Here is a 21,894-nt window from a genome sequence, read left to right on the forward strand (position 1 = left end):
CGACGATGACCATCGAACCGACCGGATACGGCACCGGGAGCGACCCGGCCCTGCACGAGGCGACCGTCGACGGCGCCCGGCTGTGTTACGCCACGGCCGGATCCGGTGATCCACTGGTCCTGCTGCACGGCTGGCCGGAATCGCATCGTGCGTGGCGGCATCAGATCGGACCACTGTCCACGACCCGCCAGGTCATCGCCCCGGACTGGTTCGGCTGGGGCGGTTCGGCCCGCGACACCGCGTTGAGCTGTGACTACGACAGTGAGGTCGATCGGATCGCTCGGATGTTCGATGCCCTGGGGCTGGAGCGGGTGGATCTCGCCTGCCACGACTACGGCGGTTTCCTCGGGCTGGGGTTCGTCCAGCGCCACCCCGGCCGGGTCCGGCGGCTGGCCCTGCTGAACTCACGGGCGCACGGCACCTTCACCACGCCGTACCGGCTGCTGTTCGGCACGTTCACCGTCGCCGCCCGGCACCGCGCGACCCGGCGGCTGGTCACCACGGCGGCGATCCACCGGATCCACCGGTGGGGGCTGGCCGGGTATCTACGCAACGGAACATTCGATCCGCCGGAACTGGACCGCTGTCTCGCGTTCCTGCGCACACCCGAAGGGCGCCGCTGGTACGCCCATTTCTGGTCCGGCTACGAGGTCCGCGTACGGCCCGAACTCGGTGCGCGGCTGCGCGAGATCGCCTGCCCCACGACCGTGATCTGGGGTACCCGCGAACCCGCCATTCCGTTCGCGACGGCGGAAGGGCTCGTCGCGGGGATTCCCGGTGCCGAACTCGTACGCGTCGACGCCGACCATTTCCTGATGGAACAGTGCCCCGGCCCGGTCACCGCGGCACTGCGGGATTGGCTGCGCCGGCCCGCCCGGTAATCGGCCCGGCCGGGGTTTCGGCCGGGCTCCGGTTTCACCGCGTCGCGCACGGGTATCGCGATCGCATCCGAACCATGCCGATACGCAGGCGATATCGCCGACGACAGTTTTCGGAGGAACCATGCAGATCGGGTACAAACTGGCCGCCGAGGCCTTCGGACCGCAGGAACTCGTACGACAGGCCGTGAAGGCCGAAGAGGCAGGATTCGATTTCGTCGAGATCAGCGACCACTACCACCCCTGGCTGGACGATCAGGGTCATTCTCCCTTCGCCTGGAGCGTCCTGGGAGCGATCGCGGCCGAGACCGACCGGATCGGACTGGCCACCGGAGTCACCTGCCCGACCGTGCGATACCACCCCGCAATCATCGCCCAGGCGGCCGCGACGGTATCCCTGCTCTCCGACGGCCGGTTCACACTGGGCGTCGGGTCCGGCGAACGGCTCAACGAGCATGTGGTCGGGGACGGATTCCCGGTCGATGTGGCGGGACGCCACCGGCTGCTGCGCGAGGCCCTGGAGATCATCCGCCTGCTGTTCCGAGGCGGATACCAGTCCTACGACGGCCGTTATCTGCGGTTGTCGGATGCCCGGCTGTTCGATCTGCCCGACGAGCCGCCGCCGATCGCCGTGGCCGCCGGCGGCACCCGGGCGGCCCGGATCGCCGCCGAGCTGGGTGACGGGTTGTTCGCCACCGAGGCGAAACCCGAACTCGTCACCGGCTACCGCGAGGCCGGCGGCAGCGGCCCCCGCTACGCCGAGATACCGATCGCGTGGGCACCCGACGCGGAGACCGGCGCCCGGGCCGCCCGGGAGACCACCCGCTGGGCGCTGACGGGGTGGAAGGTGATGAGCGAACTACCGAACCCGGTGAATTTCGCGGCGGCCTCGGCGACCGTTCGTACGGAAGACATTCTGGAGAACTTCGCCTGCGGCCCCGATCCGCAGCGTTGCCTGGAGGTCGCCCAACCGTTCGTCGACGCCGGGTTCGACCACCTGGTGACGATGAACACCGGTCCCGACCCGGACGGTTTCCTGGATTTCTACCGCAGCGAACTGGACAAACCGCTGCGGGCGCTCACCGCGGGGACGGCCTGAGATCGCCGGCGGCCGGATTCGAAACTGTCGAGGCGGGTAAGCGCTCGTCGTGACTGGCATGACTATCAGAGACGTAGCGAAACGACCCGGACCGTTCGCGTCGCTGTATATCGACGCCGAACACGACACCGAGGACGCCGAGCACCGGCGGGCGCTGCAGTGGCGCGCCCTCGCCGGACAACTCGCCGAGCAGGGCGCGACCGAGACGATGATCGACGCGTTGGGCGCCGCGGTCACCGGCAGTCCGCCGGAACCGGGGCATACCGGGCGCGCGCTCATCGCCGACTCCGGTGCCGTACTGATCGACCGGCGGCTACCGGAACCGCCACCGCGCGATACCGTGCGGGTCTCACCGCTGCCGTACCTGCTCCCGCTCATCGAATCCGACGCCCGGGAGGTCCCGCACGCGGTGGCGTCGGTCGACAAGGTCGGCTCCGAGATGTACGGCGTCGACGCGCACGGCACGGTGGTCGGCGAAACCGTTCAGGGTGAAGGTCATCCGATCCACAAGGTGCGGCACGGCGGCGGCTGGTCGCATCGGTCGATGCAGCGGCGCGTCGAGGAGAAGGTCGAGCGCAATACCGCGGAGGTCGCCGCCGAGCTGACGCGCCTGGCGCGCGAGATCCGGGCGCAGGTGATCGTCGTTTCCGGTGAGGTGACCGTGAGGTCCGCGGTTCGCGCGGCGCTGGGGTCGACCGGGGCGCAGGTGGTGGAGGTCGAATCCGACGGCGGCGACCTCGACGCCGAGGTCGCCGATATCGTCGCGACCGAGGCCGGGCATCGGCACGAGGAGGTGGTCGCGCGGTACGACAAGGCGCGCGGCCGCGCCGAGGGATTGGCGGTGAGCGGGCTGGCCCCGACGGTATCGGCGCTGCTGGCGGCGAATACCGAGAACCTGCTGATCAATTCCGCGGCGCTCGGTGACCGTACGGTCGCCCTGGATCCCGAGCCGTTGCGCGATCCCGCGGCGCTCGGCGCGCCGGGTGAGAAAACGACGTGGACATGCCGCGCCGACGAGGCGCTACCGGTGGCCACGCTGGTGCGCGGCGCGACCATCACACCGGTCGACGAGACCGCCGCGCCGCCGGAGGGTGTGGGCGCACTGCTGCGCCACGCCTGATCAGCACCGCGAGCCGAGACAGGAGGATCGAATGGAACGAGGCAACAGCAAGCACAGCGCGATTCGCGATGACGAACTCGCCCACGAACTCCAGGGCACGCTGCGCGGCAATCGCTCGAGCCGGGCCGAGGAGTGGCACGATCCGGAGCCGCCCGCCGACGACTACGAAATGATCAACGAACGGGTGGATCGACTCGAACGCCCCGGCGGCTGAACCCGGCCGGGCGGGAGCCGCACATCCGCGCGCACGCGGGATGTGCGGCTTTTCGTCCGTGGCGCGAACAGGGCGGGCAGCTCAGGAGGGCGACCCTTCCGGCGGCGAGATATCGATGACGCCGAAGGCCTCACCCTGCGGTGCCATGAGCACCCCCATTCGCCCGAACGGGCTGTCCTGCGGCCCCATCGCCACCGACGCCCCCAGATCCGTCGCCGCGGCGAGCACGGCATCGGTATCGTCGACCTGGAACCAGGCCAGCCAGTACGGTGGCGCGGATCCGGGTGAGAGGGTGGAATCGTTGATCCCGCCGATGGGATCGGCGCCCGGCCCCGGCGCGAAGGTGGCGTAGGTGACGTTCTCCCCGTCGCCGACCTCGGTGAACACCCAGCCGAATACCTGGGCGTAGAAGTCCTGGGCGCGCCGGTAGCCGTCGGTGTGCAGTTCGTTCCAGCAGTAGGCGCCGTGCTCGTTGTAGATCGCGGCGCCGAAATGCTGCCGGGACTGCCATACGCCGAACACGGCCGCCGTAGGGTCGGCGGCCACCAGCATGCGCCCGACATCCATCACATCGAAGGGTTCCACGAGGACCGTGCCGCCCGCCGCGCGGATCGCCTCGGCGGTCGCGTCGGCGTCGTCACTGGCGATATAGGTCGTCCACACCGACGGCATCGTGGGCCCGGACGGTTTGGGCCCGATTCCGGCGGCCGGGCGGCCGTTGCGCATCGCCATCAGGTAGCCGCCGGCTTCCGGCGCGCTGTCGCCGATCTCCCAGCCGAACAGGGCGCTGTAGAACTCGCGCGCCCGGGCGGTGTCGTCGACCTGGCAGTCGACCCAGCACGGAGTACCGGCGGGCCAGGGTTGTTCACGTACCGGCATATCGTGTCCTTCGTTCTCGGTTTCGCACGAGTCGAGCGATAGCGGGGCGCATTTCAGCCCGGCACCGACAGCCGTTCCACTCCGCGGAGCCCTTCCCCGGGTCCGCTGCCGGCTAAACCGTAGCCATCACGAACCTCCCGGGCAACGGGCCGCGCCAGGGCGATCGGGCAGTTCCGGCCGCGTTGTCGGGTCCGCTGTCCGCGGCGCGGATGCGCCACTCGTCCCGGTCCCACCGGATGGCCCAGGGACCCCCTCGACCTCCTGGCATGCGAGCCGGCCCGGCGTACCGAATCCATCCAGAAAATGTATACATATCGCAGGCCGGAACACAGGCGAACTGGGATTTATCGCAATTTCTTGCATACATCCCACCTTTCTGCATACAGTGTGCGCGGTATGTGGGTCCGATCACAAGGCTTACCGGCCTGCGGCACGCACCACACCGCTAGCAGCTACACCGTGCCGTCCGCGGCACATCGGAGGCGGATATCCGCCGACGGCATCGCCGCCGTCAGTCAGGAGTGACCATGAGTACCCGGGCACCCGCGCGCTCGCCGGGGCGCGTTCGCGCCATCGTCGGAGCAACCGTCGGGCATACGATCGAGTTCTTCGATTTCACCGTGTACGGCTTCCTCGCCGTCCACATCGGAGCCACGTTCTTCCCGTCCGAGGATCCGACGGCGGAGCTACTGAGCAGTTTCGCGGTGTTCGGCCTGGCCTTCCTCGCGCGGCCACTCGGCGGATTCGTGCTCGGCCCGCTTGCCGACCGGATCGGCCGTAAACGGGTCCTGGTGCTCGTCTTGACGGTGATGGCCGCCTGTTCGGTGGGTATCGGCGTTTTGCCCGGATACGACAGCTGGGGAATCGCGGCACCGCTGGTGCTGGTGCTGCTGCGCACGCTGCAGGGCTTCTCCGCCGGCGGTGAATACGGCAGCGGCAGCGCCTTCCTGCTCGAATACGCCGGCCCCAACCGCCGGGCGTTCGGTATCAGCTGGCTCACCTTCGGCACCACGGCCGGCCTGATGCTGGGCATCACCGTGGTCACCGGTCTGACCGCGGCCCTCGGTGATGCGACCATGGCCGACTGGGGCTGGCGGATACCGTTCCTACTCGCCGCGCCGCTGGCCGGTATCGCTCTCTACATTCGCGCGAAACTCGAAGAGACGCCCGATTTCCGGACGATGAGCGAAACGGGTTCGCTGAGCACATCGCCCGCCCGCGAGGTACTCGGCCGGGGCCGCCGCCTCGCCCTCATCGTCGGCATCGGCGCCATGCACGCCACCTGCTTCTACGCGGTCTTCACCTATATGCCGACCTATATCGGCACGGTCAACGACTACGGCTCGACCTTCTCACTGGTCTCCACGATGTGCGCGGGTCTCGCGACCATGGTGACGCTGCCACTGGTCGCCCGGCTCTCCGACCGGATCGGCCGCCGGCCGGTGCTGCTGGCGGGCTCGCTGGGTTTCGCGGTGCTCGTCTTCCCGGTCTTCGCCGCGATCACTCTCGGGAACCCGGTCCTCGCACTGGCCTCCCAGCTGGCGCTGGGCATCCTCACCGCCGTGTACCTGTCCGCGTCCGCGGCGGCCATGCCGGAACTCTTCCCGGCGGCGATCCGCTCCACCGGTGTCTCGATCGGGTTCAACATCCCGGCCGCGGTCTTCGGCGGCAGCGCGCCCTTCGTCGCCACCTTCCTGATCCAGCAGACCGGCTGGACCCCGGCCCCGTCGATATATCTGCTGTTCACCGCGATCTGCGGAGCGGTGGCCGCCTGCCTGCTGAAGGGCAGCGATCTACACGCCGACGATCTCGTCGATATCGACGAATCCCGCGCGACGGCCCTCCCTGCCGCCACCCTGCGCCGCTCCCCCGATCCGATCCACTGACCATCCGGCACACCGAGAATCCAGGCGAGGACCGCAATGCCCACATCCAGAGCCAGTGAGCTGACCCGCAGCGCCGTCGACGACATCCGGCAGTGGGTGCTCAACGGCGAGATCGAACCCGGAGAACGCGTCCGCGAGGTGGACGTGGCCGCCCGGCTGGGGATGAGCCGCACCCCGGTACGCCAGGCGTTCCAGCTGCTCAGCGCCGAAGGGATCCTCGACGCGCGACCGGCCGGCGGTTTCGAGGTGCCGCACTGGTCGCGCGAGGAGATCGACGAGATCTACCAGCTGCGGGCGGTACTCGAATCGTTCGCCGCCCGCCGGGCCGCCATGCGCTCCGATCAGGTGCCGATCGCGCGGCTGGCCGATCTCGCCGCGGAGATGACCCGGATCGGGCGCGACGACGAGCCGGACCGGCACCTGCTGGGCGAGCTGAATCTGCGATTCCACCAGTTGGTCTTCGAATCCTCGGGCAGTCCCCGCCTGGTCGCGGCGCTCACCGGGGTGACCCATGTACCGCTGATGCACCGGATCTTCTTCATCTACACCCGCTCGGAGATGGAGAAGACCCTGCAGGAACACCATCTCCTGGTGGACGCCCTCAACGCCGGCGACCCCGATTGGGCCGCCGGTATCCAGCACGCGCATATCCTCGCGGCCCGGTCGGTACTGCTGAACCGGCTGGCGCGTCAGGACCAGCCCCGTCAGGACCAGCCACATCAGGACCAGTGCAGCGTTGCGGCCCTCTCGGACGACGAGGAGCTGTCGTGACACTCGCCGCCGAATCCGCCACGCCCGCATCGTTGTCCGGCGCCTCGGAGGCTCCGCTGGATCCCCGGCATTTCGTGCGGGGCGCCCCGGTGGATCCCGCGCCGCTGGTCGTCGCCGGGGTCGCCCGTGCCACCGGCACGGTCGCGGAGGTCCGGTCCCCGGCCGACCACACCGATGTGATCCGCTTCCATGTGGCCGACGCGGACCTGGTCGATGCCGCCGCCGCGGCCGCGGATTCCGCCCGCGCCCGGTGCGCCCGGCTGGATCGCGCCGACCGCGCCCGGATCCTGGAGAGCATGGCGGCGGCCGTCGACCGGGACCGCGAGGTGCTGGCCGCGGTGCTGACCCGGGAGGTCGGTAAGGCGCTGCGCGACAGCCTCGGCGAGGTCGACCGCGCCGTCGCGACCCTGCGCGCCGCGGCCCACGCGGCCGCCGGGCTGGCCGGCCGGGAGATTCCCGTCGACGCCGTGCCCTCCGGACGCGGGCGCCGCGCCCATACCGTCTGGGAACCGGTCGGGGTGGTCACCGCGATCTGCGGTTTCAACTTCCCGCTGTTGCTGGCCGTGCACAAACTCGGCGCGGCCATCGGTGCGGGCTGCCCGGTCCTGCTCAAACCCAGCGACCGGACCCCGCTGGCCACGCTGGCGCTGGCCGGATACGCCGTCCGGGCCGGGTGGCCCCCGGCCGCGATCAGCGTGCTGTGCGGCGACGGCGCCGTCGGTGCCCGGATGGTCGAACACCCGGTGGTGCGACTGGTCTCGTTCACCGGCAGTACGGCCGTGGGCGGCCGGATCGCCGCGGCCGCGGGCGGGTTGCTGAAGCGGACCGTCCTCGAACTCGGATCCAATACCGCGACCCTGGTCGCCGCCGACGCCGATCTCGACCTGGCCGCGTGCCGCTGCGCATCCGGCGCGATGGTGTCCTCGGGACAGTCCTGTATCTCGGTGCAGCGGGTGCTCGCGCACCGGTCGATCGCCGCGGAACTGGCCGCCGCGATCGCCGGGCACGCCCGCGCGTTGCGGGTCGGGGATCCCTACGATCCGGGCACCGAACTGGGCCGGGTGATCTCCCCGGAGGCGGTGGCACGGCTCGGGGCGCTGATCGACGACGCGGTCGAGCACGGCGCGCAACTGCTCACCGGCGGTGTCCGGGATTCGACGGTGCTGCCGACCGTGCTGTTCGACCCGGCGGCCGACGCGCAGATCGGCCATATCGAAGCGTTCGGGCCGGTGGTCGCGATCTATCCGTTCGATTCCCTCGACGAGGCGGTCGCGACGGCCAACGGTCCCGAGTTCGGGCTCATGGCCGGTGTTTTCACCCGCTCCCTGGAAACCGCCACCGTGCTGGCCGAGGCGCTGGAAACCGGTGGCGTGCATATCAACGACTGCGCCAATTTCCGGGCCGACAACATGCCCTACGGCGGTGTGAAGGGCAGCGGCTACGGCAAGGAGGGGCCCGCATCGGCCATCCGCGAAATGTCCGTCGAGAAGGTTGTGACCTGGCACCGCTAGCCGAGTCCGCGTGTACGCGAAAGTGAATGTGCTGCAATGAATCGATCCGATCCCGTCGACGTGGTCATCGTCGGAGCCGGCCTGGCCGGTGGTATCACCGCCGCCGAGCTGGCGCGGGCGGGGCTGTCCGTGGTCTGCCTCGAACAGGGCGACTGGCCCGACTACGCCAAGGCCCGCGCTGATTTCGACGATTACGAGGTCACCGCCGATCTGCACTGGGCGCGCAACCCGAACAAGCGCGCCGCGGCCGCGGACTATCCGGTCGACGACGCGGAATCCGATATCAGCCCGCTGATGTGGAACGGGGTCGGCGGCGGTACGGTGCTGTACTCGGCGAAATGGCATCGGATGACCCCCGGCGATTTCCGGGTCCGCTCCCTCGACGGCGTCGCCGACGACTGGCCGATCTCCTACGAGGACCTCGAGCCGTTCTATGTGGAAGCCGAACGGCAGCTGGGGGTTTCGGGGCTGGCGGGTAATCCCGCCTATCCGCCCGGGGAGGGTCCGCCCAACCCGCCGGTGCCGTTGCGGGCGTCGGGCCGGTTGATGGCGAACACCCTGAACGATCTCGGCTGGCATTGGTGGCCCGGCTCCAACGCCATCTCCACCCGCGTCTACCGCGATCTCAAACCCTGCCGCCAGCACGGTACCTGTATGTCGGGCTGCCCCGAGGGCGCCAAGGCCTCGACGGATATCACCCATTGGCCGGGTGCGCTACGGGACGGCGCCCGGCTGCGCACCGGTGCCCGGGCCACCCGTGTCCTGATGGAGAACGGACAGGCCGCGGGCGTCGAGTACATCGATTCCGAGGGCCGCCTGGACGCGGTGTACGCCCGGGCGGTGGTGCTGTGCGCCAACGGGCTCGGCACGCCCCGGTTACTGCTGATGTCGGCGACCACCGGTCACCCCGACGGGTTGGCCAACTCGTCGGGACTGGTCGGCACGCATCTGATGATGCATCCGTTCGCGGCGGTGGCCGGCGTGTTCGACCAGGATCTGGGCACCACCGCGGGGTCGTGGGGTCAGCAGATCCACAGTATGCAGTTCTACGAGACCGACGAATCGCGCGGTTTCGTGCGCGGGGCGAAATGGGGTCTGCAACCGACGGGCGGTCCGCTCGGGATCACCCGGTCCTATCCCTGGGCCCAGTCCGACGCGCCGATGTGGTTCGAGGATTTCCACCGCACCCTGCGCGGCCGCCTCGGGCACACCCCGATGTGGAGCATCGTCGCCGAGGACCTCCCGGTCGCGTCCAACCGGGTGACGCTGTCCGGCACGCTCACCGACAGCAGTGGACTGCCCGCGCCGAAGATCGGCTACCGCACCGACGAGAACTCCCGCGCCATGCTCGACTGGCACACCCGGAAAGCGGTCGAATCCTTCGAGGCGGCCGGGGCCGTGGAGACCATCGTCGGCCCGATGGTCAAGGAGAGCGGCTGGCATCTGATGGGCACCGCCCGGATGGGCGACGATCCGCGGACGTCGGTGACCGACCGGTACGGCCGCACCCATGATGTCGGCAATCTGTTCGTCTTCGATTCCAGCACCTGGGTGACCAGCGGCGGCGTCAATCCGGCCGCCACCCAGGCCGCGCTGGCCCTGTGGGGCAGCCGCCACCTCATCGAGAACCGAGGGCAGTCGATATGACCCACCAGCCCGAATTGACCGACGCGGAACGCGAAACCGCCTACCTGCTGGCCGAAGAACTGATTCCCGAGCAGCCGGGCGAACTGTCGGCCGATCAGGCCGGCCTCTCCGCCGAATTCCTCGATCGGGTGCTCGCGCTGCGACCGGATCTGGTGCCCGGCTTCCGCGATCTGCTCGCCCGGGCCCACGATCGGCCGGCCCGCGCGTTCTGCGATCACCTCATGGCCTCCGAACCCGCCGAGTTCGAACGGCTGACGTTCGTCCTCGCGGGCGCCTATCTGATGAGCCCGCGGGTCCGCGACCGGCTGAACTACCGCGGTCAGATCGGCGAACCACAGCTGGGCGAAGCGCAACCCGAGTACGCCGGGGACGGCTTGCTGCAACTGGTGCGGGCCCGCGGCAGTATCTACCGGCCCACCCCATGAGATCGACCGCTCCGCCGCTTGCCTATATTGTGAGTCTCCGCTCATAATGTGAGCCAGCTGTGGCGCGGGTCACGGCGCACGACCGCCGGATAGGCGGGACGAGCACTCGTCACGGGTGCGACTCGATGGGATAAGCACATGTCAGACGTTGCAACGATGATCAACACGGCCGCGGCGATCCTCGCCGTGGTGGTGCTGATCATCCGGTTCAAAATCAATCCGGCGGTATCGCTGGTGATCGGTTCGGCCTATCTGGGGCTCACCGCCGGACTGGGAGTCGAGAAAACCGTCGACACCATAGCGACGGGTTTCGGCGACATCATGGCCGAGGTCGGTCTGCTGATCGCCTTCGGCGTGCTGATGGGCGCGATGCTGCAGGAAACGGGTGCGATCGAACGGCTCGTCCAATCGCTGATCCGGATATTCGGCGTCAACCGCATGCCGCATGCGCTGTCACTCACCCTGGCCACCGCCCTGCAATCGATCTACCTCGATGTGCTGATGGTGATCTCGGCACCGCTGGCCCGCAATATCGCGGCGAAACTCGACCGCAAGGGCACCGCCCGGATGGCGACCGCGCTGGCCATCGGCGGCGAATGCGGCATCGTGCTGACCGTGCCCGGCGTCGGCGCACTCGCGCTGGCCGGGCTGCTCGGGGTACCACTGGGCAAAATGCTGCTCTTCGGGGTTCTGCTGGTGATCCCCACCGTCGCCATCTCGGTCAGCATCATGTGCTTCCTGTTCGATCGCGGCTGGTGGAACGAGGAACGTGACGAACAGGCCGACCCGGACCAGGAGCCGGGCACCGAACCCGCCGGGCCCGGCACCGCGGATGCCACCGGTGGTGTCGCCACCACCACCTCGGCCGGTGTGACCACGGAGATCGCCGCCACCACCCGCACGAAGACACCACTCGCCCTGCTGCTGGCGCCCCTGTTCACCGCCTTGGTCCTGATCGCCGTCGGGGCGATCCTGGATGTCGCCGAAGTCCACAACCCGGTGGTCGAGTTCCTTTCCACCCCCGTGATCGCCCTGCTGATCGGCCTCGTCGGCACCAGTGTCGTAGGGCGGCGCGCCGTGGGGATCGATCGGATCCAGCACGCCATGGGCACGGGTTTCAAGGAGAGCGGCCAGATTCTCATCCTGACCGGTGTCGGCGGCTCTCTCGCGGCCACCGTGTCCGCCATCGGTCTCGGCGATATCCTCGGCGAATACTTCACCGCCAGTACCGCGGCCCCGCTGCTGATGGTGTGGGTGATCGCGGCCGCCCTGCATATCGCGGTGGGTTCGGTGACCATCTCGGCCATCACCGCCGCCGGGATCCTCGCGCCCGTCGCGCCCGCGATCGGCCTCGACCCGGTGCTCATCGCCCTGGCCGCCGGCGCCGGGTCCCTGTTCGCGGTGCACGTCACCAGCAACACCTTCTGGCTGCTGCAATCGCTGATGGGACAGACCACCCGGGGCACCCTGAAAACCTGCTCCGTGGGCGTCTCGGTCGCCTCGGTGGTGGCCATTCTGCTGATCTTGCCGCTGAGCGTCGTGATGTAGGCCGCGAGCGTCGATATCGAACCGGCGACGGAGCCGGCCGAGGAACACCCAACCGTGAGGAAGAGATGAGCGATCAGGCAATCCGGCCGCTGGCCGGCGTCCGTGTCCTGGAACTGGGCAACTACATCGCCGCGCCGACGGCCGGCCGGATGCTCGCCGACTTCGGCGCCGAGGTGATCAAGGTCGAGCGGCCCGTCACCGGTGACGAACTGCGCCGTTGGCGGCTGTACGACGGCGAGACCTCGATGCTGTACCGCACGATCAACCGCAACAAGAAGTCGATCGTGCTCGATCTGAAGACCGAGCGCGGCCGCGCCCTGGTGCTCGACCTGGCCCGGGAATGCGATGTGCTGCTGGAGAATTTCCGTCCCGGCACCCTGGAGAAATGGGGGCTGGGCCCGGAGGCGCTGCAGCAGGCGAATCCGGATCTGGTCATCACGCGGATCTCGGCCTACGGGCAGACCGGACCGCAGTCGGCCCGGCCCGGTTTCGCGGCGGTGGCCGAAGCGGTCGGCGGGCTGCGGGAACTGGTCGGTGATCCGGACCGCGCGCCGGTGCGCACCGGGGTCTCGATCGGTGATTCGATCGCCGGGATCTACGCCGCCTTCGGCACCGTGATGGCCCTGTTCCAGCGCGCGCGCAGCGACGCCTCGCTCCCGCTGGCCGAACGCATCATCGATGTCGCGCTCAACGAATCGATCCTGTCGGTGATGGAATCGCTGGTCCCCGACTATCAGGCCTACGGGGTGCGGCGGGAGCGGGTCGGCGGGCGGATGGAAGGTATCGCCCCGAGCAACGCCTATCCGTGCGACGACGGCACCAGCATCATCATCGCCGGTAACGGCGACGGGATCTTCCAGCGCTTCATGGAGACCATCGACCGGTCCGATCTGGGCGCCGATCCCGGCCTGCGCGATAACGCGGCGCGCTGGCACCGCCGCGAGGAACTCGATGCCGCGATCGGCGCCTGGACCTCCGGCCGATCACGCGCGGAGGCGCTGAAGATCCTCGACGCCGCCGGAGTCCCGTCGGGCCCGATCTACACCGCCGCCGATATCTGCGCCGACGAACAGTACGCGGCGCGCAATATGATCCAGTCCTTCGAGGTCGATACCGGGGCACCGGAACCGCGGACGGTCGGATTCCCCGGCATCGTCCCGGTGATCGGGGGCACCTCGTTGCCCATCCGTACAATCGGACCCGACCTGGGCGAACACACACGCGAAGTACTCGGTTCGGTACTACATCTCTCCGACGACGAGATCGAAGCCGTCGCCGGTACTTCCGAGACAGGGGTTGCGGTATGACCTTCACCTATACGCCGGAGGCGCAACTGCGCGATGTCACCCTGCGCGACGGGTTGCAGCTCACCGGAAAACCGCTGGCCACCGAACGCAAGGTCGAGATCGCGCGGGAACTGCTCGCGCTGGGGGTCCCGGCACTGGAGATCGGTTCCATGGCGCGACCGGATCTGGTCCCCCCGCTGGCCGATACCCTCGATGTGATCGCGGCCCTCACGCCGGAGGAGCTGGCCCGGTGCTGGGTGTGGGTGGCCACGCCCCGGCATATCGAGAAAGCGGCCGCCGCGGGCGCCCGTAATTTCCAGTACTGCCTGTCCGCGACGGATTCGCACAACAAGGCCAATATCGGCCGCACCACCGAGGACAGCGTCGCCGCCATGCCGGCGGCCGTCGCGCTGACCCGCGACTGCGGCGGTTCCATCCAGCTCTGTATCGCCACCTCGTTCACCTGCCCGTTCGAGGGTGTCGTCGATCCGGCGCGGGTGCTGGGCATCGCCGCGGACCCGCGCACCGACGGCGCGGACGATATCGTCATCTGCGATACCCTCGGCCAGGCCGTACCCGCACAGGTGCGCGGGCTGATCCGGGCGGTCCGCGACGAGACCCCGCCGCGGCGCATCCTGTACCACGGACACGACACCTGGGGTCTGGGCGTGGCCAATACCCTGACGGCCATCGACGCGGGCGCGACCATGGTCGACGGTTCGCTGGGCGGACTCGGCGGCTGCCCGTTCGCCCCCGGCGCCAGCGGCAACACGGCCACCGAGGATCTGCTGTTCGCCACCCGGCCCGGTTGGCTCACCCCGGACGCGCTGGCCGTACTCGTGCGCACGGGTGAGACCCTGCTCGCCGAACTGGGCGAACCCAATCGCTCGAAAACCGCCCAGGGCGCGCGGTCCAAGGCCGACGCCTTCGAATGGGTGATCGGCGAAACCGCTTGAGCGCCACGGATTTCCTCGTCACCACGGCGCTGCCGGACCCCGGGATGCGACTACTCGAAGCAGCCGGCACCGTCACCCTGGCCGAGAAGATGTCGGCGGCGGAACTCGCGCGGGCCTGCGCCTCCGGGAACTACCAGGTGGTGGTGGCACAGTTACGCGACGTTTTCGACGCGCCGCTGCTGGCGTCGGCGAAGATTCGCGGGATCAGCAATTTCGCCGTCGGCTACAACAACATCGATATCGAGGCCGCGACCGCGAATTCCATCGTGGTCGGCAACACCCCGGGTGTCCTCACCGACGCCACCGCCGATATCGCCGTCCTGCTGATGCTGGCGGTCGCGCGGCGGTGTGTGGAGGCGGACGCGTACGTCCGCGCCGGCCGGTTCCAGGGCTGGGAGCCGGAACTACTGCTCGGCCACGATGTCAGCGGGCGCACGCTCGGGCTGGCCGGATTCGGCCGGATCGCCCGCGCCACCGCCCGCCGCGCCCTCGCGTTCGGGATGACGGTCGCCTTCTGCCCGCGCCCGCCCGGCGACCGGCCGGTGGACGACGAGGAACTGGGCGAGTTCGCCGGCCGGGTCCGGCATCTGTCCTGGCCGGATCTCGTCGCGGAAAGCGACTTCCTCTCGGTCCACGTCCCGCTCACCCCCGAAACCCGCCACCTCGTCGACGAATCCGTGCTCCGGTCGATGAAACCGTCGGCGATTCTGATCAATACCGCGCGGGGGCCGATCGTGGACGAGACCGCGCTGGTCGCGGCCCTGCGCGACGGCACCATCGCCGGGGCGGGGCTCGACGTCTACGAGGACGAACCCCGGCTGGCGCCGGGTCTGGCGGAGTTGCCGAACACGGTGCTGCTGCCCCATGTCGGCAGTGCGACCGTCCCGGTACGCGCCGAGATGGCCCGCCGCTGCGCGGAGAACGCGATCGCGCTCGCGCACGGCGAACTCCCGCCGTACCCGGTGAACCCGGAGGCGATGGCGCGCTGAGCTTCCGGATCGGGCGGGGCTTCCGGATCAGGCGGGGCTCCGGCCGCCCAGGGTGCGGGTGACCTGTTCGGCGTAACCGACGAGCAGGTCCACCCATGCCTCGCAACGCTCCTGTGGCATCCGGATGGTGGGGCCGCTGATGGTCAGCGCGGCGAGTACCGCGCCGCTCGCGTCGAATATCGGCGCCGACAGACCGGACGCCGAATCCTCGCGTTCCCCGGCACTGATGGCGTACCCGTCGGCCTTCGCGCGGTCGATCAGCGCCCGCAGTTCCTGCGGGCTGGTCACGGTGCCCTCGGTGAGGGGCTCCATCGGCGCCGCGAGCACCTGCTCGGCGAGTTCCGGGTTCCATGCCAGCAGGATCCGGCCCGCCGAACCGGCGTAGAGCGGGATGATCTTGCCGATATACATATCGCGGCGCAGCGCGTGCCGGGTCTCGGCGATGGCCACACAGACGCGGAACCCGTGATCGGTGCGGAAGACGCAGGCGGTTTCACCGGTTTCGTCGCGGATCTCCCGTAGCACCGGGTCGACGATCGCGAGCAGATCCAGCCCCTTCACGGCCGTGGCCGCCCAGTAGCTCATCCGCAGCCCGATCCGGATCCGGTCACCGGCCCGGTCCAGCAGCCCCTGGGCGACCATATTGGTGACCAGTCGCTGCACGGTGGAGGTGGGGAATCCGGTGGCCTGCTGGATCTCCCCGAGGGTCAGCGAGGGACGCGCCAGGGTGAAGGCATCGAGGATCTCGGTGATCTTCCCCAGCACCAGCAGCGGCTGGTGGTTTCCCGACGCCGCACCCTCATCCCTCGCCATAGCGCAGAATCTACGCCGCGCGGTACAGGCGCGGGACCGGGGCCGCCGGGTATCCGGTCCTGCCGGTAACCCGGATACCCGGCGGGCGGTCAGAGACCCGGCGGTCAGAGACAGAGCGTGCCGAACCGCGGCCCCGGCCGGGCTGTCACCTGGATGCCGGCGGAGGCGGGAAGGACATCGGGCAGCCCGTTGGCGTAACCCGCGCTGAGCCCGTTGCCGCCGAACGCTTCCGGGGTCCACAGGATGCTCGCCCTCCCGTACTGCACCGGTACCTCGCCGAGGAGCACATCGCCGCCACCGGGCCGGCGGTGGAAGAACTGGATCGTGCCTTTTTCCACGGGACTGCCGTCGGGCAGTGTCACCTGCGCCTCCAGCATGAAGGTGCATCCGACCGGCACCGTGTTCGCCGACGCTGTGGTCGGCTCGCCGAGCAGGTCGAGCCGGACCACCGGCGCCACCGCCGCGTTCGCCACTGCCGTACTCCCGGCCGACGGCGCCGCCATCGGCACCCCGACCGCCGCCGCCCCGAAGACCGCCGCGACAACCCCGCGCAGTATCCGAGAACCCTTGTCCGACATGTTTCCACCTGCCCTTTCGTCCGGAAACGTCGCCTCCCGCGCCACCTTCACGCGCCGCGCCGTCCGCGAACACTCGCGGGGGCGGCCCGGAAGGGCACACCGCGGGGTGGCTGCCATGGGCCCGGTTACCCGGCAACCGGAGTCGCAACCCCTACAGCGCGTTTCCGGCGTCGACGACGTGGGTGGTGCCGGTGATGTACTTCGCGGCGTCGGAGACGAGGAACAGCACCGTATTCGAGATATCGTCGGCGTCCAACGCTGTCACCGGCAGCTTGTTCATCTTCGCCGCGACCGCCTCGAAATCGGCGCGGCCGGGATTCTCCAGATCCGGCCGGAACAGCCGGTAGGTGGATTCGTTGTAGACCATATCGGTGCCGACCGTGCCCGGGTGGATCGTATTGACCCGGATGTTCTGCGGAGCCAGTTCCTTGGCCAGCACCTTCATCAGGCTCACCAGACCCGCCTTGGCCGCCGCATAGTGGGCGAGGCCGTGGTTGGCGACCATGGCGGCCACCGAGCTGGTGATGACGACCGATCCGCCGCGACCGCCCGCGACGATATGCGGGACCGAGGCCTTGAGGGATTTCCACACCCCCGTGAGGTTGATATCGATCATCTCGTCCCAGGCGTCCTCGCTCATCTCGAGGGTCGGCGCCGGACTGGAGATTCCGGCGTTCGCCACGACGATATCGAGTCGGCCGAATTCCTGGACGCCCGCCGCCACGGCGGCCTCCAGGGCCCCGTAGTCCCGGACATCCGCGTCCCGGGCGACGATCCGGCGGCCGGTCGCCTCGACCAGCCGTGCGGTCTCGGCCAGATCCGCGGCGGTCGCCAGCGGGTAGGGCACCGTCGCGGCCCCGGCGGTGGTGTCGATCGCGACGATATCGGCACCTTCCGCCGCCAGCCGCACCGCATGGGATCTCCCCTGGCCCCGGCCCGCCCCCGTGATGAACGCGACCTTGCCGTCCACTGTGCCCATGGCCATCTCCGTCACTACTCGCCCGGTACTCGCCGAAAGACTAATGACTGTCGGTGCCGAAAATGGCCGGAACGCCGGGATCAGGCCTCGACGAGTGCGGTTTCCGGTTCGCCGGATTCGGCCGGGACCTCCGGTGCGGTCGAGCGATTCGGCAGCAGCACGGCCGTGACCACCACGACCAGCGACAGCGCCGCCGATACCGCGAAGGCCAGCCGCATCCCGTCCAGCTGCGCGGTCACCGCGTCGGTACCCGCTGCCACCAGCGCACTGCTGCGGGTGGCCATCACCGTCACCACCAGTGCGGTGCCCAGGGCGGCGGCGACCTGCTGCAGGGTGCCCAGCATGGAACTGCCGTGCGAGTAGAGATCCTCCGGCAACGCCCCCAGTGCCAGGGTGAACACCGGCGTGAACGCCGCCGCCAGCGACACCATCAGCAGGATGTGCAGGGCCAGCAACTGCCAATAGGGGGTGGCGATCGCGATCTGCGTGAACCCGGCCAGGGCGGCGGTGATGCCGATCGAACCCGGGATCACCAGGATCCGGCCGCCGAACCGGTCGTACACGCGGCCGACCAGCGGCCCCAGCAGACCCATCGCCAGCCCGCCGGGCATCACCAGCAGCCCGGTCTCCAGCGGTGACAGCTCGCGCAGATTCTGCAGGTACAGCGGCAGCAACATCATCGAGCCGAGCATCGCCAGGAACGCGACCGCCATCAGGACCAGGCCCTTGGTATAGGTGCCCGACCGCAGGATCCGCAGATCCAGCAGCGGAGTGCCATGGCGCTGCAGCCACAGCTGCCGCGCCACGAACAGGACGATGAGGGCGATCCCGGCCACCGTGATGAGCGCCGGCACGGCCGCACTGCCGGCCTCGAAACGGCTCAGGCCGTAGACCAGACTGCCGAACCCGAGCGCCGCGAAGACCACACTGATCCAGTCGATGGTGCCGGTCTCGGGTTCGCCCACGTTCTCCAGGCGGCGCAGTCCGAACCAGGTGACGGCGCCTGCGATCGGCAGCACCAGCACGAACAGCCAGCGCCACGACGCCACCTGCAAGACGAGGCCGGAGATCACCGGACCCATGGCGGGAGCCACCGAAATCGCGAGGGTCACAGTGCCCATGACCCGGCCGCGGTCACGTTCGGGCACGACCGTCATCAGGGTGGTCATCAGCAGCGGCATCATCACCGCGGTACCACCCGCCTGGATGATCCGCCCGATCAGCAGGACCGCGAACGAGGGCGCCACTGCCGACAGCGCGGTGCCGGCGAGAAACACCCCCATGGCCAGCGCGTACGCCCGCCGGGTGGTGACCCGCTGCAGGAACCAGCCGGTCACCGGGATCACGGCCGCCATGGTGAGCATGAACGCCGTGGACACCCACTGGGCGGCCCGTTCGGTGACCTGCAGATCGTGCATCAGCCGCGGAATCGCGTTGATCATGATGGTCTCGTTGAGGATCACCACGAATGTCGCGATCACCAGCAGCCGGACCACCGCCGGAGTGCCGCCCCCGGTCTTGCGAACGGATAATCGAGCGGACATCGGCTACCTCCGGGTGGCGAAACGAGTGGTATGGGCGGGAACGGGCAGCGGCGGCCGTGCCCGGACGCCATATGAGGGCAGACGAGACAACGCTGCCGCGCTCATCGGCGACGGGTCAGTGTTCCCTGGGCTACTCACCGGATCAATCGATTTTCCGGCCGTCGTATTCCCGGACCGGGAAGAGAATCGGCCGGTCAGCGCCCCGCCGGGCAACCGCCGTGGCGGTCCGGGTGTGACCGGAGTCATCGCCGCGCGGGGACGGTCAGCCGATCTCCAACCGGCGCGCGGCGACCTCGAGATCCTTGTCCCCGCGTCCGGACAGGCACACCAGGATCACCGCACCGTCCTCGAGCTCCCGGCGATCGTCGAGTTCCAGAAGGTGACCGACGGCGTGGGCCGACTCCAGCGCCGCGATGATGCCCTCGCTGTGGCTCAGCGCCCGCAGACCACGCAGCGCGGTGGCGTCCGTGGCGGCGGCGTAGGCCACGCGACCGGTTTCCTTCAGATGGCTGAGTTCGGGGCCCACGCCCGGATAGTCCAGCCCCGCCGCGACGCTGTGCGTTCCGGCGATCTGGCCGTCGTCGTCCTGCAGGAGATAGCTGAAACTGCCGTCGATCTCGCCGGGGCGCCCGGCACTCAGCGAGGCGGCGTGTTCACCGGTGTCGACGCCCCGTCCCGCGGCCTCCACGCCGAGCAGCCGGACCCCGGGATCGTCGGCGAACGGATGGAAGGCACCCACCGCGTTGCTCCCGCCGCCGACACAGGCGAGCACATGATCGGGCAGCCGGCCCGCGGCCGCCAGCATCTGCGCCCGGGCCTCGACGCCGATGATCGTCTGGAAATCGCGCACTATCCGGGGATAGGGGGCCGGTCCGGCGGCGGTCCCGAACAGATAGTGGGTGGAATCCAGATTGGTCACCCAATCACGCACGGATTCGCTGATCGCCTCCTTGAGGCGCCGATTCCCGGCTTCCACGGCCCGGATCTCCGCGCCCAGCAGCCCCATCCGGATCACATTGTGCTGCTGGCGGGCCATATCGGCCGCACCCATGTAGATGGTGCAGCTCATGCCGAGCATGGCGCAGACCGTGGCGACCGCGACCCCGTGCTGTCCCGCACCGGTCTCGGCCACGACCCGGCGTTTGCCCAACCTCCGGGCCAGCAGGCCCTGCCCGAGCGCATTGTTGATCTTGTGCGATCCGGTATGCGCCGTATCCTCACGCTTCAGGTAGACCTTCACGCCTGGTGTCGCCAGGCCCGCGGCGAAACGCGGAACCTGGTGCAGCAGTGTGGGTCTCCCGACCCGGGTCCGCAGCAGTTCACGCAATTCTCCGGTGAACTCCGGGTCCACCCGCGCACGATCGTAGGCGGCTTCCAGTTCGAGCAGTGCCGACATCAGCCCCTCGGGCACATACCGGCCCCCGAATTTCCCGAATCGACCGTGTTCGTCCGGCAGCTCCCGGCGACGACACGAACTCTCATCCACTCCGCTACGCGCGACCATCCCGGAACCACACTCTCCACATCGATCCGTTGGTGAGCAGTCTGTGCCGCGGGTACGAGCACCGGGTCATCTCTCGGCAACGAATTAGTTAACAGTTCTCAAGATATGGCCTATTACAGGATGTTCGCGGCCCCCGAATTCCCGCCCAGGAGAAGTCGCCCGGAATCGGCCGCGGGCGAGGGGGTCTCGGCCGGCCCCCGCCGATGGGTCATGATCACGGGCGACCGTGGAATCGTGTGCTTACCTGTACGCGTGAGATCAACACTGCTCCGGGTCGGAGGCGCACTCGCCTGGGGCGCCACCCTCGTGGGAGCCGCCGGAGTCGCGTTGCATTTCAGCAGGTCGTCGGCTCGAATCCTCGTTCTGGCCGCCTCGGGAGCGCCCTATCTGATGTGCTGCGCTCTCATCGGCGCCGGAGGCTGCCTCGCGCTGCGCCGGTGGGGCGGTGCGGGGGCGGCCGCGATCGTCCTCGCCACCGCGGTCTGGACCCAGGCCCCGCTGTACGCCGGTACGGCGGGCGCGGCGGATACCCCGGGCGGGCACGCGATCATCGTGATGCAGGCGAATCTACTGTTCGACGGCGCCGATTCACGCACCCTCGTCGACGAGGTGCGCGCCCGGAACGTCACGGTGCTCACCGTGAACGAGCTCACCCCGGCGGCGATCGCCGACCTCGAGCGCGCGGGTCTCGACGGTGAATTGCCGTACCGGCACCTCTCTCCCGGGCGAACCGCCACCGGAACCGGGATATGGAGCGCGTATCCACTGTCGGACACCGTCGAGTACGACGGATTCGTCCTGAACCAGCTCTCGGCGACCGCGACGATCCCCGGCACCGGCCCGGTTTCGGTGTACGCGTTCCATCCGGTCCCTCCGGTGTACGGGATCCGGGAGTGGGCCGACGAGCTGTCCCGGCTGCGTGACATCCTCGGCCGGGCGCCCGCGGACCGCCCGGCGGTGGCCGGCGGCGATTTCAACGCGACCTACGACCACGCGCAGTACCGAGCCCTGTTGTCGGGGCGTTTCGCCGATGCCGCGGCCCAGGCGGGCGCCGGACATCTCTTCACCTATCCCACCGATAAGCGGTGGCCGCCCCTCGTGGGCATCGACCACATCCTCGTGGCCGGGGGGCGCGCGGTCGCGGTGGAAACGGCCGGTCTTCCCGGCGCCGATCACCGCGCCCTGGTAGCGGCGATCCACCTCGATCCACCGCGCTGACAAGGCAATCGACGGCTGCCCTTGCGTAACGCCGATCCTGCGGTCACCC

The 21,894-nt window shown here is 69.3% G+C and carries 20 protein-coding genes; 14 read left to right on the top strand and 6 right to left on the bottom strand.

The genetic code is table 11. The features are described from left to right. Nucleotides 1-5 precede the first annotated feature (5 nt). The 4 genes from AB0F41_RS01920 (at nucleotide 6) to AB0F41_RS01935 (ending at nucleotide 3,311) form a co-directional block, all read left to right on the top strand. Nucleotides 6-881: an alpha/beta hydrolase gene (locus AB0F41_RS01920; RefSeq protein ID WP_357420785.1), complete on the top strand. Its 876-nt coding sequence runs from the start codon at nucleotides 6-8 to the stop codon at nucleotides 879-881. 121 nt (nucleotides 882-1,002) lie between these two features. Then, nucleotides 1,003-1,977 (top strand): TIGR03557 family F420-dependent LLM class oxidoreductase, encoded by a 975-nt coding sequence (locus AB0F41_RS01925; RefSeq protein WP_357420786.1) that lies wholly within the window; start codon nucleotides 1,003-1,005, stop codon nucleotides 1,975-1,977. A 58-nt stretch (nucleotides 1,978-2,035) separates the two neighbouring features. After that, nucleotides 2,036-3,097, top strand: a complete 1,062-nt coding sequence (locus AB0F41_RS01930) for a Vms1/Ankzf1 family peptidyl-tRNA hydrolase (RefSeq protein ID WP_357420787.1) — start codon at nucleotides 2,036-2,038, stop codon at nucleotides 3,095-3,097. A 31-nt stretch (nucleotides 3,098-3,128) separates the two neighbouring features. Next, the gene (locus AB0F41_RS01935) at nucleotides 3,129-3,311 is read left to right on the top strand and encodes a hypothetical protein (protein ID WP_357420788.1); all 183 of its coding nucleotides are present in this window, start codon (nucleotides 3,129-3,131) and stop codon (nucleotides 3,309-3,311) included. An 81-nt stretch (nucleotides 3,312-3,392) separates the two neighbouring features. On the opposite strand, the gene AB0F41_RS01940 is transcribed toward AB0F41_RS01935, so the two are convergent. Next, the gene (locus AB0F41_RS01940; protein ID WP_357420789.1) at nucleotides 3,393-4,190 is read right to left on the bottom strand and encodes a VOC family protein; all 798 of its coding nucleotides are present in this window, start codon (nucleotides 4,188-4,190) and stop codon (nucleotides 3,393-3,395) included. A 527-nt stretch (nucleotides 4,191-4,717) separates the two neighbouring features. On the opposite strand from AB0F41_RS01940, the gene AB0F41_RS01945 reads away from it, so the two are divergent. The 9 genes from AB0F41_RS01945 to AB0F41_RS01985 all read left to right on the top strand — a co-directional run bounded on the left by AB0F41_RS01945 (nucleotide 4,718) and on the right by AB0F41_RS01985 (nucleotide 15,209). Beyond that, nucleotides 4,718-6,076: an MFS transporter gene (locus tag AB0F41_RS01945; RefSeq protein WP_357420790.1), complete on the top strand. Its 1,359-nt coding sequence runs from the start codon at nucleotides 4,718-4,720 to the stop codon at nucleotides 6,074-6,076. A 36-nt stretch (nucleotides 6,077-6,112) separates the two neighbouring features. Further along, a complete protein-coding gene (locus AB0F41_RS01950) occupies nucleotides 6,113-6,847 on the top strand; it encodes a GntR family transcriptional regulator (RefSeq protein WP_357420791.1) in 735 nt (244 codons plus the stop codon). After that, nucleotides 6,844-8,358 carry an aldehyde dehydrogenase family protein gene (locus AB0F41_RS01955; protein ID WP_357420792.1) on the top strand — a complete coding sequence of 505 codons (1,515 nt, stop codon included), beginning with the start codon at nucleotides 6,844-6,846 and terminating at the stop codon, nucleotides 8,356-8,358. Before AB0F41_RS01950 ends, AB0F41_RS01955 begins: the two co-directional genes overlap by 4 nt. Nucleotides 8,359-8,394: 36 nt before the next feature. After that, nucleotides 8,395-10,005: a GMC family oxidoreductase gene (locus AB0F41_RS01960; RefSeq protein WP_357420793.1), complete on the top strand. Its 1,611-nt coding sequence runs from the start codon at nucleotides 8,395-8,397 to the stop codon at nucleotides 10,003-10,005. Next, a complete protein-coding gene (locus AB0F41_RS01965; RefSeq protein WP_357420794.1) occupies nucleotides 10,002-10,430 on the top strand; it encodes a hypothetical protein in 429 nt (142 codons plus the stop codon). Before AB0F41_RS01960 ends, AB0F41_RS01965 begins: the two co-directional genes overlap by 4 nt. A 138-nt stretch (nucleotides 10,431-10,568) precedes the next feature. Continuing rightward, nucleotides 10,569-11,978, top strand: coding sequence for an SLC13 family permease (locus tag AB0F41_RS01970; RefSeq protein ID WP_357420795.1), 1,410 nt, complete (start codon nucleotides 10,569-10,571; stop codon nucleotides 11,976-11,978). Between the two features lie 65 nt (nucleotides 11,979-12,043). Beyond that, entirely contained in the window at nucleotides 12,044-13,285 is a 1,242-nt protein-coding gene (locus AB0F41_RS01975) for a CoA transferase (protein ID WP_357420796.1), read from the top strand. After that, nucleotides 13,282-14,220: a hydroxymethylglutaryl-CoA lyase gene (locus AB0F41_RS01980; RefSeq protein WP_357420797.1), complete on the top strand. Its 939-nt coding sequence runs from the start codon at nucleotides 13,282-13,284 to the stop codon at nucleotides 14,218-14,220. The genes AB0F41_RS01975 and AB0F41_RS01980 overlap by 4 nt, the downstream gene beginning before the upstream one ends. Beyond that, nucleotides 14,217-15,209, top strand: coding sequence for a D-glycerate dehydrogenase (locus tag AB0F41_RS01985; RefSeq protein ID WP_357420798.1), 993 nt, complete (start codon nucleotides 14,217-14,219; stop codon nucleotides 15,207-15,209). Before AB0F41_RS01980 ends, AB0F41_RS01985 begins: the two co-directional genes overlap by 4 nt. Before the next feature lie 27 nt (nucleotides 15,210-15,236). Here AB0F41_RS01985 and AB0F41_RS01990 read toward each other — a convergent pair whose 3' ends face one another. From AB0F41_RS01990 to trpB, 5 genes are all read right to left on the bottom strand, one after another. Further along, nucleotides 15,237-16,022, bottom strand: a complete 786-nt coding sequence (locus AB0F41_RS01990; RefSeq protein WP_357420799.1) for an IclR family transcriptional regulator — start codon at nucleotides 16,020-16,022, stop codon at nucleotides 15,237-15,239. A 104-nt stretch (nucleotides 16,023-16,126) separates the two neighbouring features. Then, nucleotides 16,127-16,600, bottom strand: coding sequence for a hypothetical protein (locus AB0F41_RS01995; protein WP_357420800.1), 474 nt, complete (start codon nucleotides 16,598-16,600; stop codon nucleotides 16,127-16,129). A 151-nt stretch (nucleotides 16,601-16,751) separates the two neighbouring features. Next, the gene (locus tag AB0F41_RS02000) at nucleotides 16,752-17,579 is read right to left on the bottom strand and encodes a mycofactocin-coupled SDR family oxidoreductase (RefSeq protein WP_357420801.1); all 828 of its coding nucleotides are present in this window, start codon (nucleotides 17,577-17,579) and stop codon (nucleotides 16,752-16,754) included. Between the two features lie 80 nt (nucleotides 17,580-17,659). Then, nucleotides 17,660-19,123 (bottom strand): DHA2 family efflux MFS transporter permease subunit, encoded by a 1,464-nt coding sequence (locus AB0F41_RS02005; protein ID WP_357420802.1) that lies wholly within the window; start codon nucleotides 19,121-19,123, stop codon nucleotides 17,660-17,662. A 262-nt stretch (nucleotides 19,124-19,385) separates the two neighbouring features. After that, a complete protein-coding gene (gene trpB, locus AB0F41_RS02010; protein ID WP_357420803.1) occupies nucleotides 19,386-20,627 on the bottom strand; it encodes a tryptophan synthase subunit beta in 1,242 nt (413 codons plus the stop codon). Nucleotides 20,628-20,879: 252 nt separating this feature from the next. Here trpB and AB0F41_RS02015 point away from each other — a divergent pair, with 252 nt between their 5' ends. Beyond that, entirely contained in the window at nucleotides 20,880-21,845 is a 966-nt protein-coding gene (locus tag AB0F41_RS02015; RefSeq protein ID WP_357420804.1) for an endonuclease/exonuclease/phosphatase family protein, read from the top strand. Nucleotides 21,846-21,894 lie beyond the last annotated feature (49 nt).

Source organism: Nocardia sp. NPDC024068, from assembly GCF_040638875.1.
Taxonomy (GTDB): Bacteria; Actinomycetota; Actinomycetes; order Mycobacteriales; family Mycobacteriaceae; genus Nocardia.

Coding starts and splice junctions, on each gene's coding strand:
- AB0F41_RS01920 (WP_357420785.1), top strand. CDS start 6: ATGACCATCGAACCGACCGGATACGGCACCGGGAGCGACCCGGCCCTG.
- AB0F41_RS01975 (WP_357420796.1), top strand. CDS start 12,044: ATGAGCGATCAGGCAATCCGGCCGCTGGCCGGCGTCCGTGTCCTGGAA.
- AB0F41_RS01925 (WP_357420786.1), top strand. CDS start 1,003: ATGCAGATCGGGTACAAACTGGCCGCCGAGGCCTTCGGACCGCAGGAA.
- AB0F41_RS01990 (WP_357420799.1), bottom strand. CDS start 16,022: ATGGCGAGGGATGAGGGTGCGGCGTCGGGAAACCACCAGCCGCTGCTG.
- AB0F41_RS01970 (WP_357420795.1), top strand. CDS start 10,569: ATGTCAGACGTTGCAACGATGATCAACACGGCCGCGGCGATCCTCGCC.
- AB0F41_RS01945 (WP_357420790.1), top strand. CDS start 4,718: ATGAGTACCCGGGCACCCGCGCGCTCGCCGGGGCGCGTTCGCGCCATC.
- AB0F41_RS01995 (WP_357420800.1), bottom strand. CDS start 16,600: ATGTCGGACAAGGGTTCTCGGATACTGCGCGGGGTTGTCGCGGCGGTC.
- AB0F41_RS01940 (WP_357420789.1), bottom strand. CDS start 4,190: ATGCCGGTACGTGAACAACCCTGGCCCGCCGGTACTCCGTGCTGGGTC.
- AB0F41_RS01930 (WP_357420787.1), top strand. CDS start 2,036: ATGACTATCAGAGACGTAGCGAAACGACCCGGACCGTTCGCGTCGCTG.
- AB0F41_RS02005 (WP_357420802.1), bottom strand. CDS start 19,123: ATGTCCGCTCGATTATCCGTTCGCAAGACCGGGGGCGGCACTCCGGCG.
- AB0F41_RS01965 (WP_357420794.1), top strand. CDS start 10,002: ATGACCCACCAGCCCGAATTGACCGACGCGGAACGCGAAACCGCCTAC.
- AB0F41_RS01960 (WP_357420793.1), top strand. CDS start 8,395: ATGAATCGATCCGATCCCGTCGACGTGGTCATCGTCGGAGCCGGCCTG.
- AB0F41_RS02000 (WP_357420801.1), bottom strand. CDS start 17,579: ATGGGCACAGTGGACGGCAAGGTCGCGTTCATCACGGGGGCGGGCCGG.
- trpB (WP_357420803.1), bottom strand. CDS start 20,627: ATGGTCGCGCGTAGCGGAGTGGATGAGAGTTCGTGTCGTCGCCGGGAG.
- AB0F41_RS01935 (WP_357420788.1), top strand. CDS start 3,129: ATGGAACGAGGCAACAGCAAGCACAGCGCGATTCGCGATGACGAACTC.
- AB0F41_RS01980 (WP_357420797.1), top strand. CDS start 13,282: ATGACCTTCACCTATACGCCGGAGGCGCAACTGCGCGATGTCACCCTG.
- AB0F41_RS01950 (WP_357420791.1), top strand. CDS start 6,113: ATGCCCACATCCAGAGCCAGTGAGCTGACCCGCAGCGCCGTCGACGAC.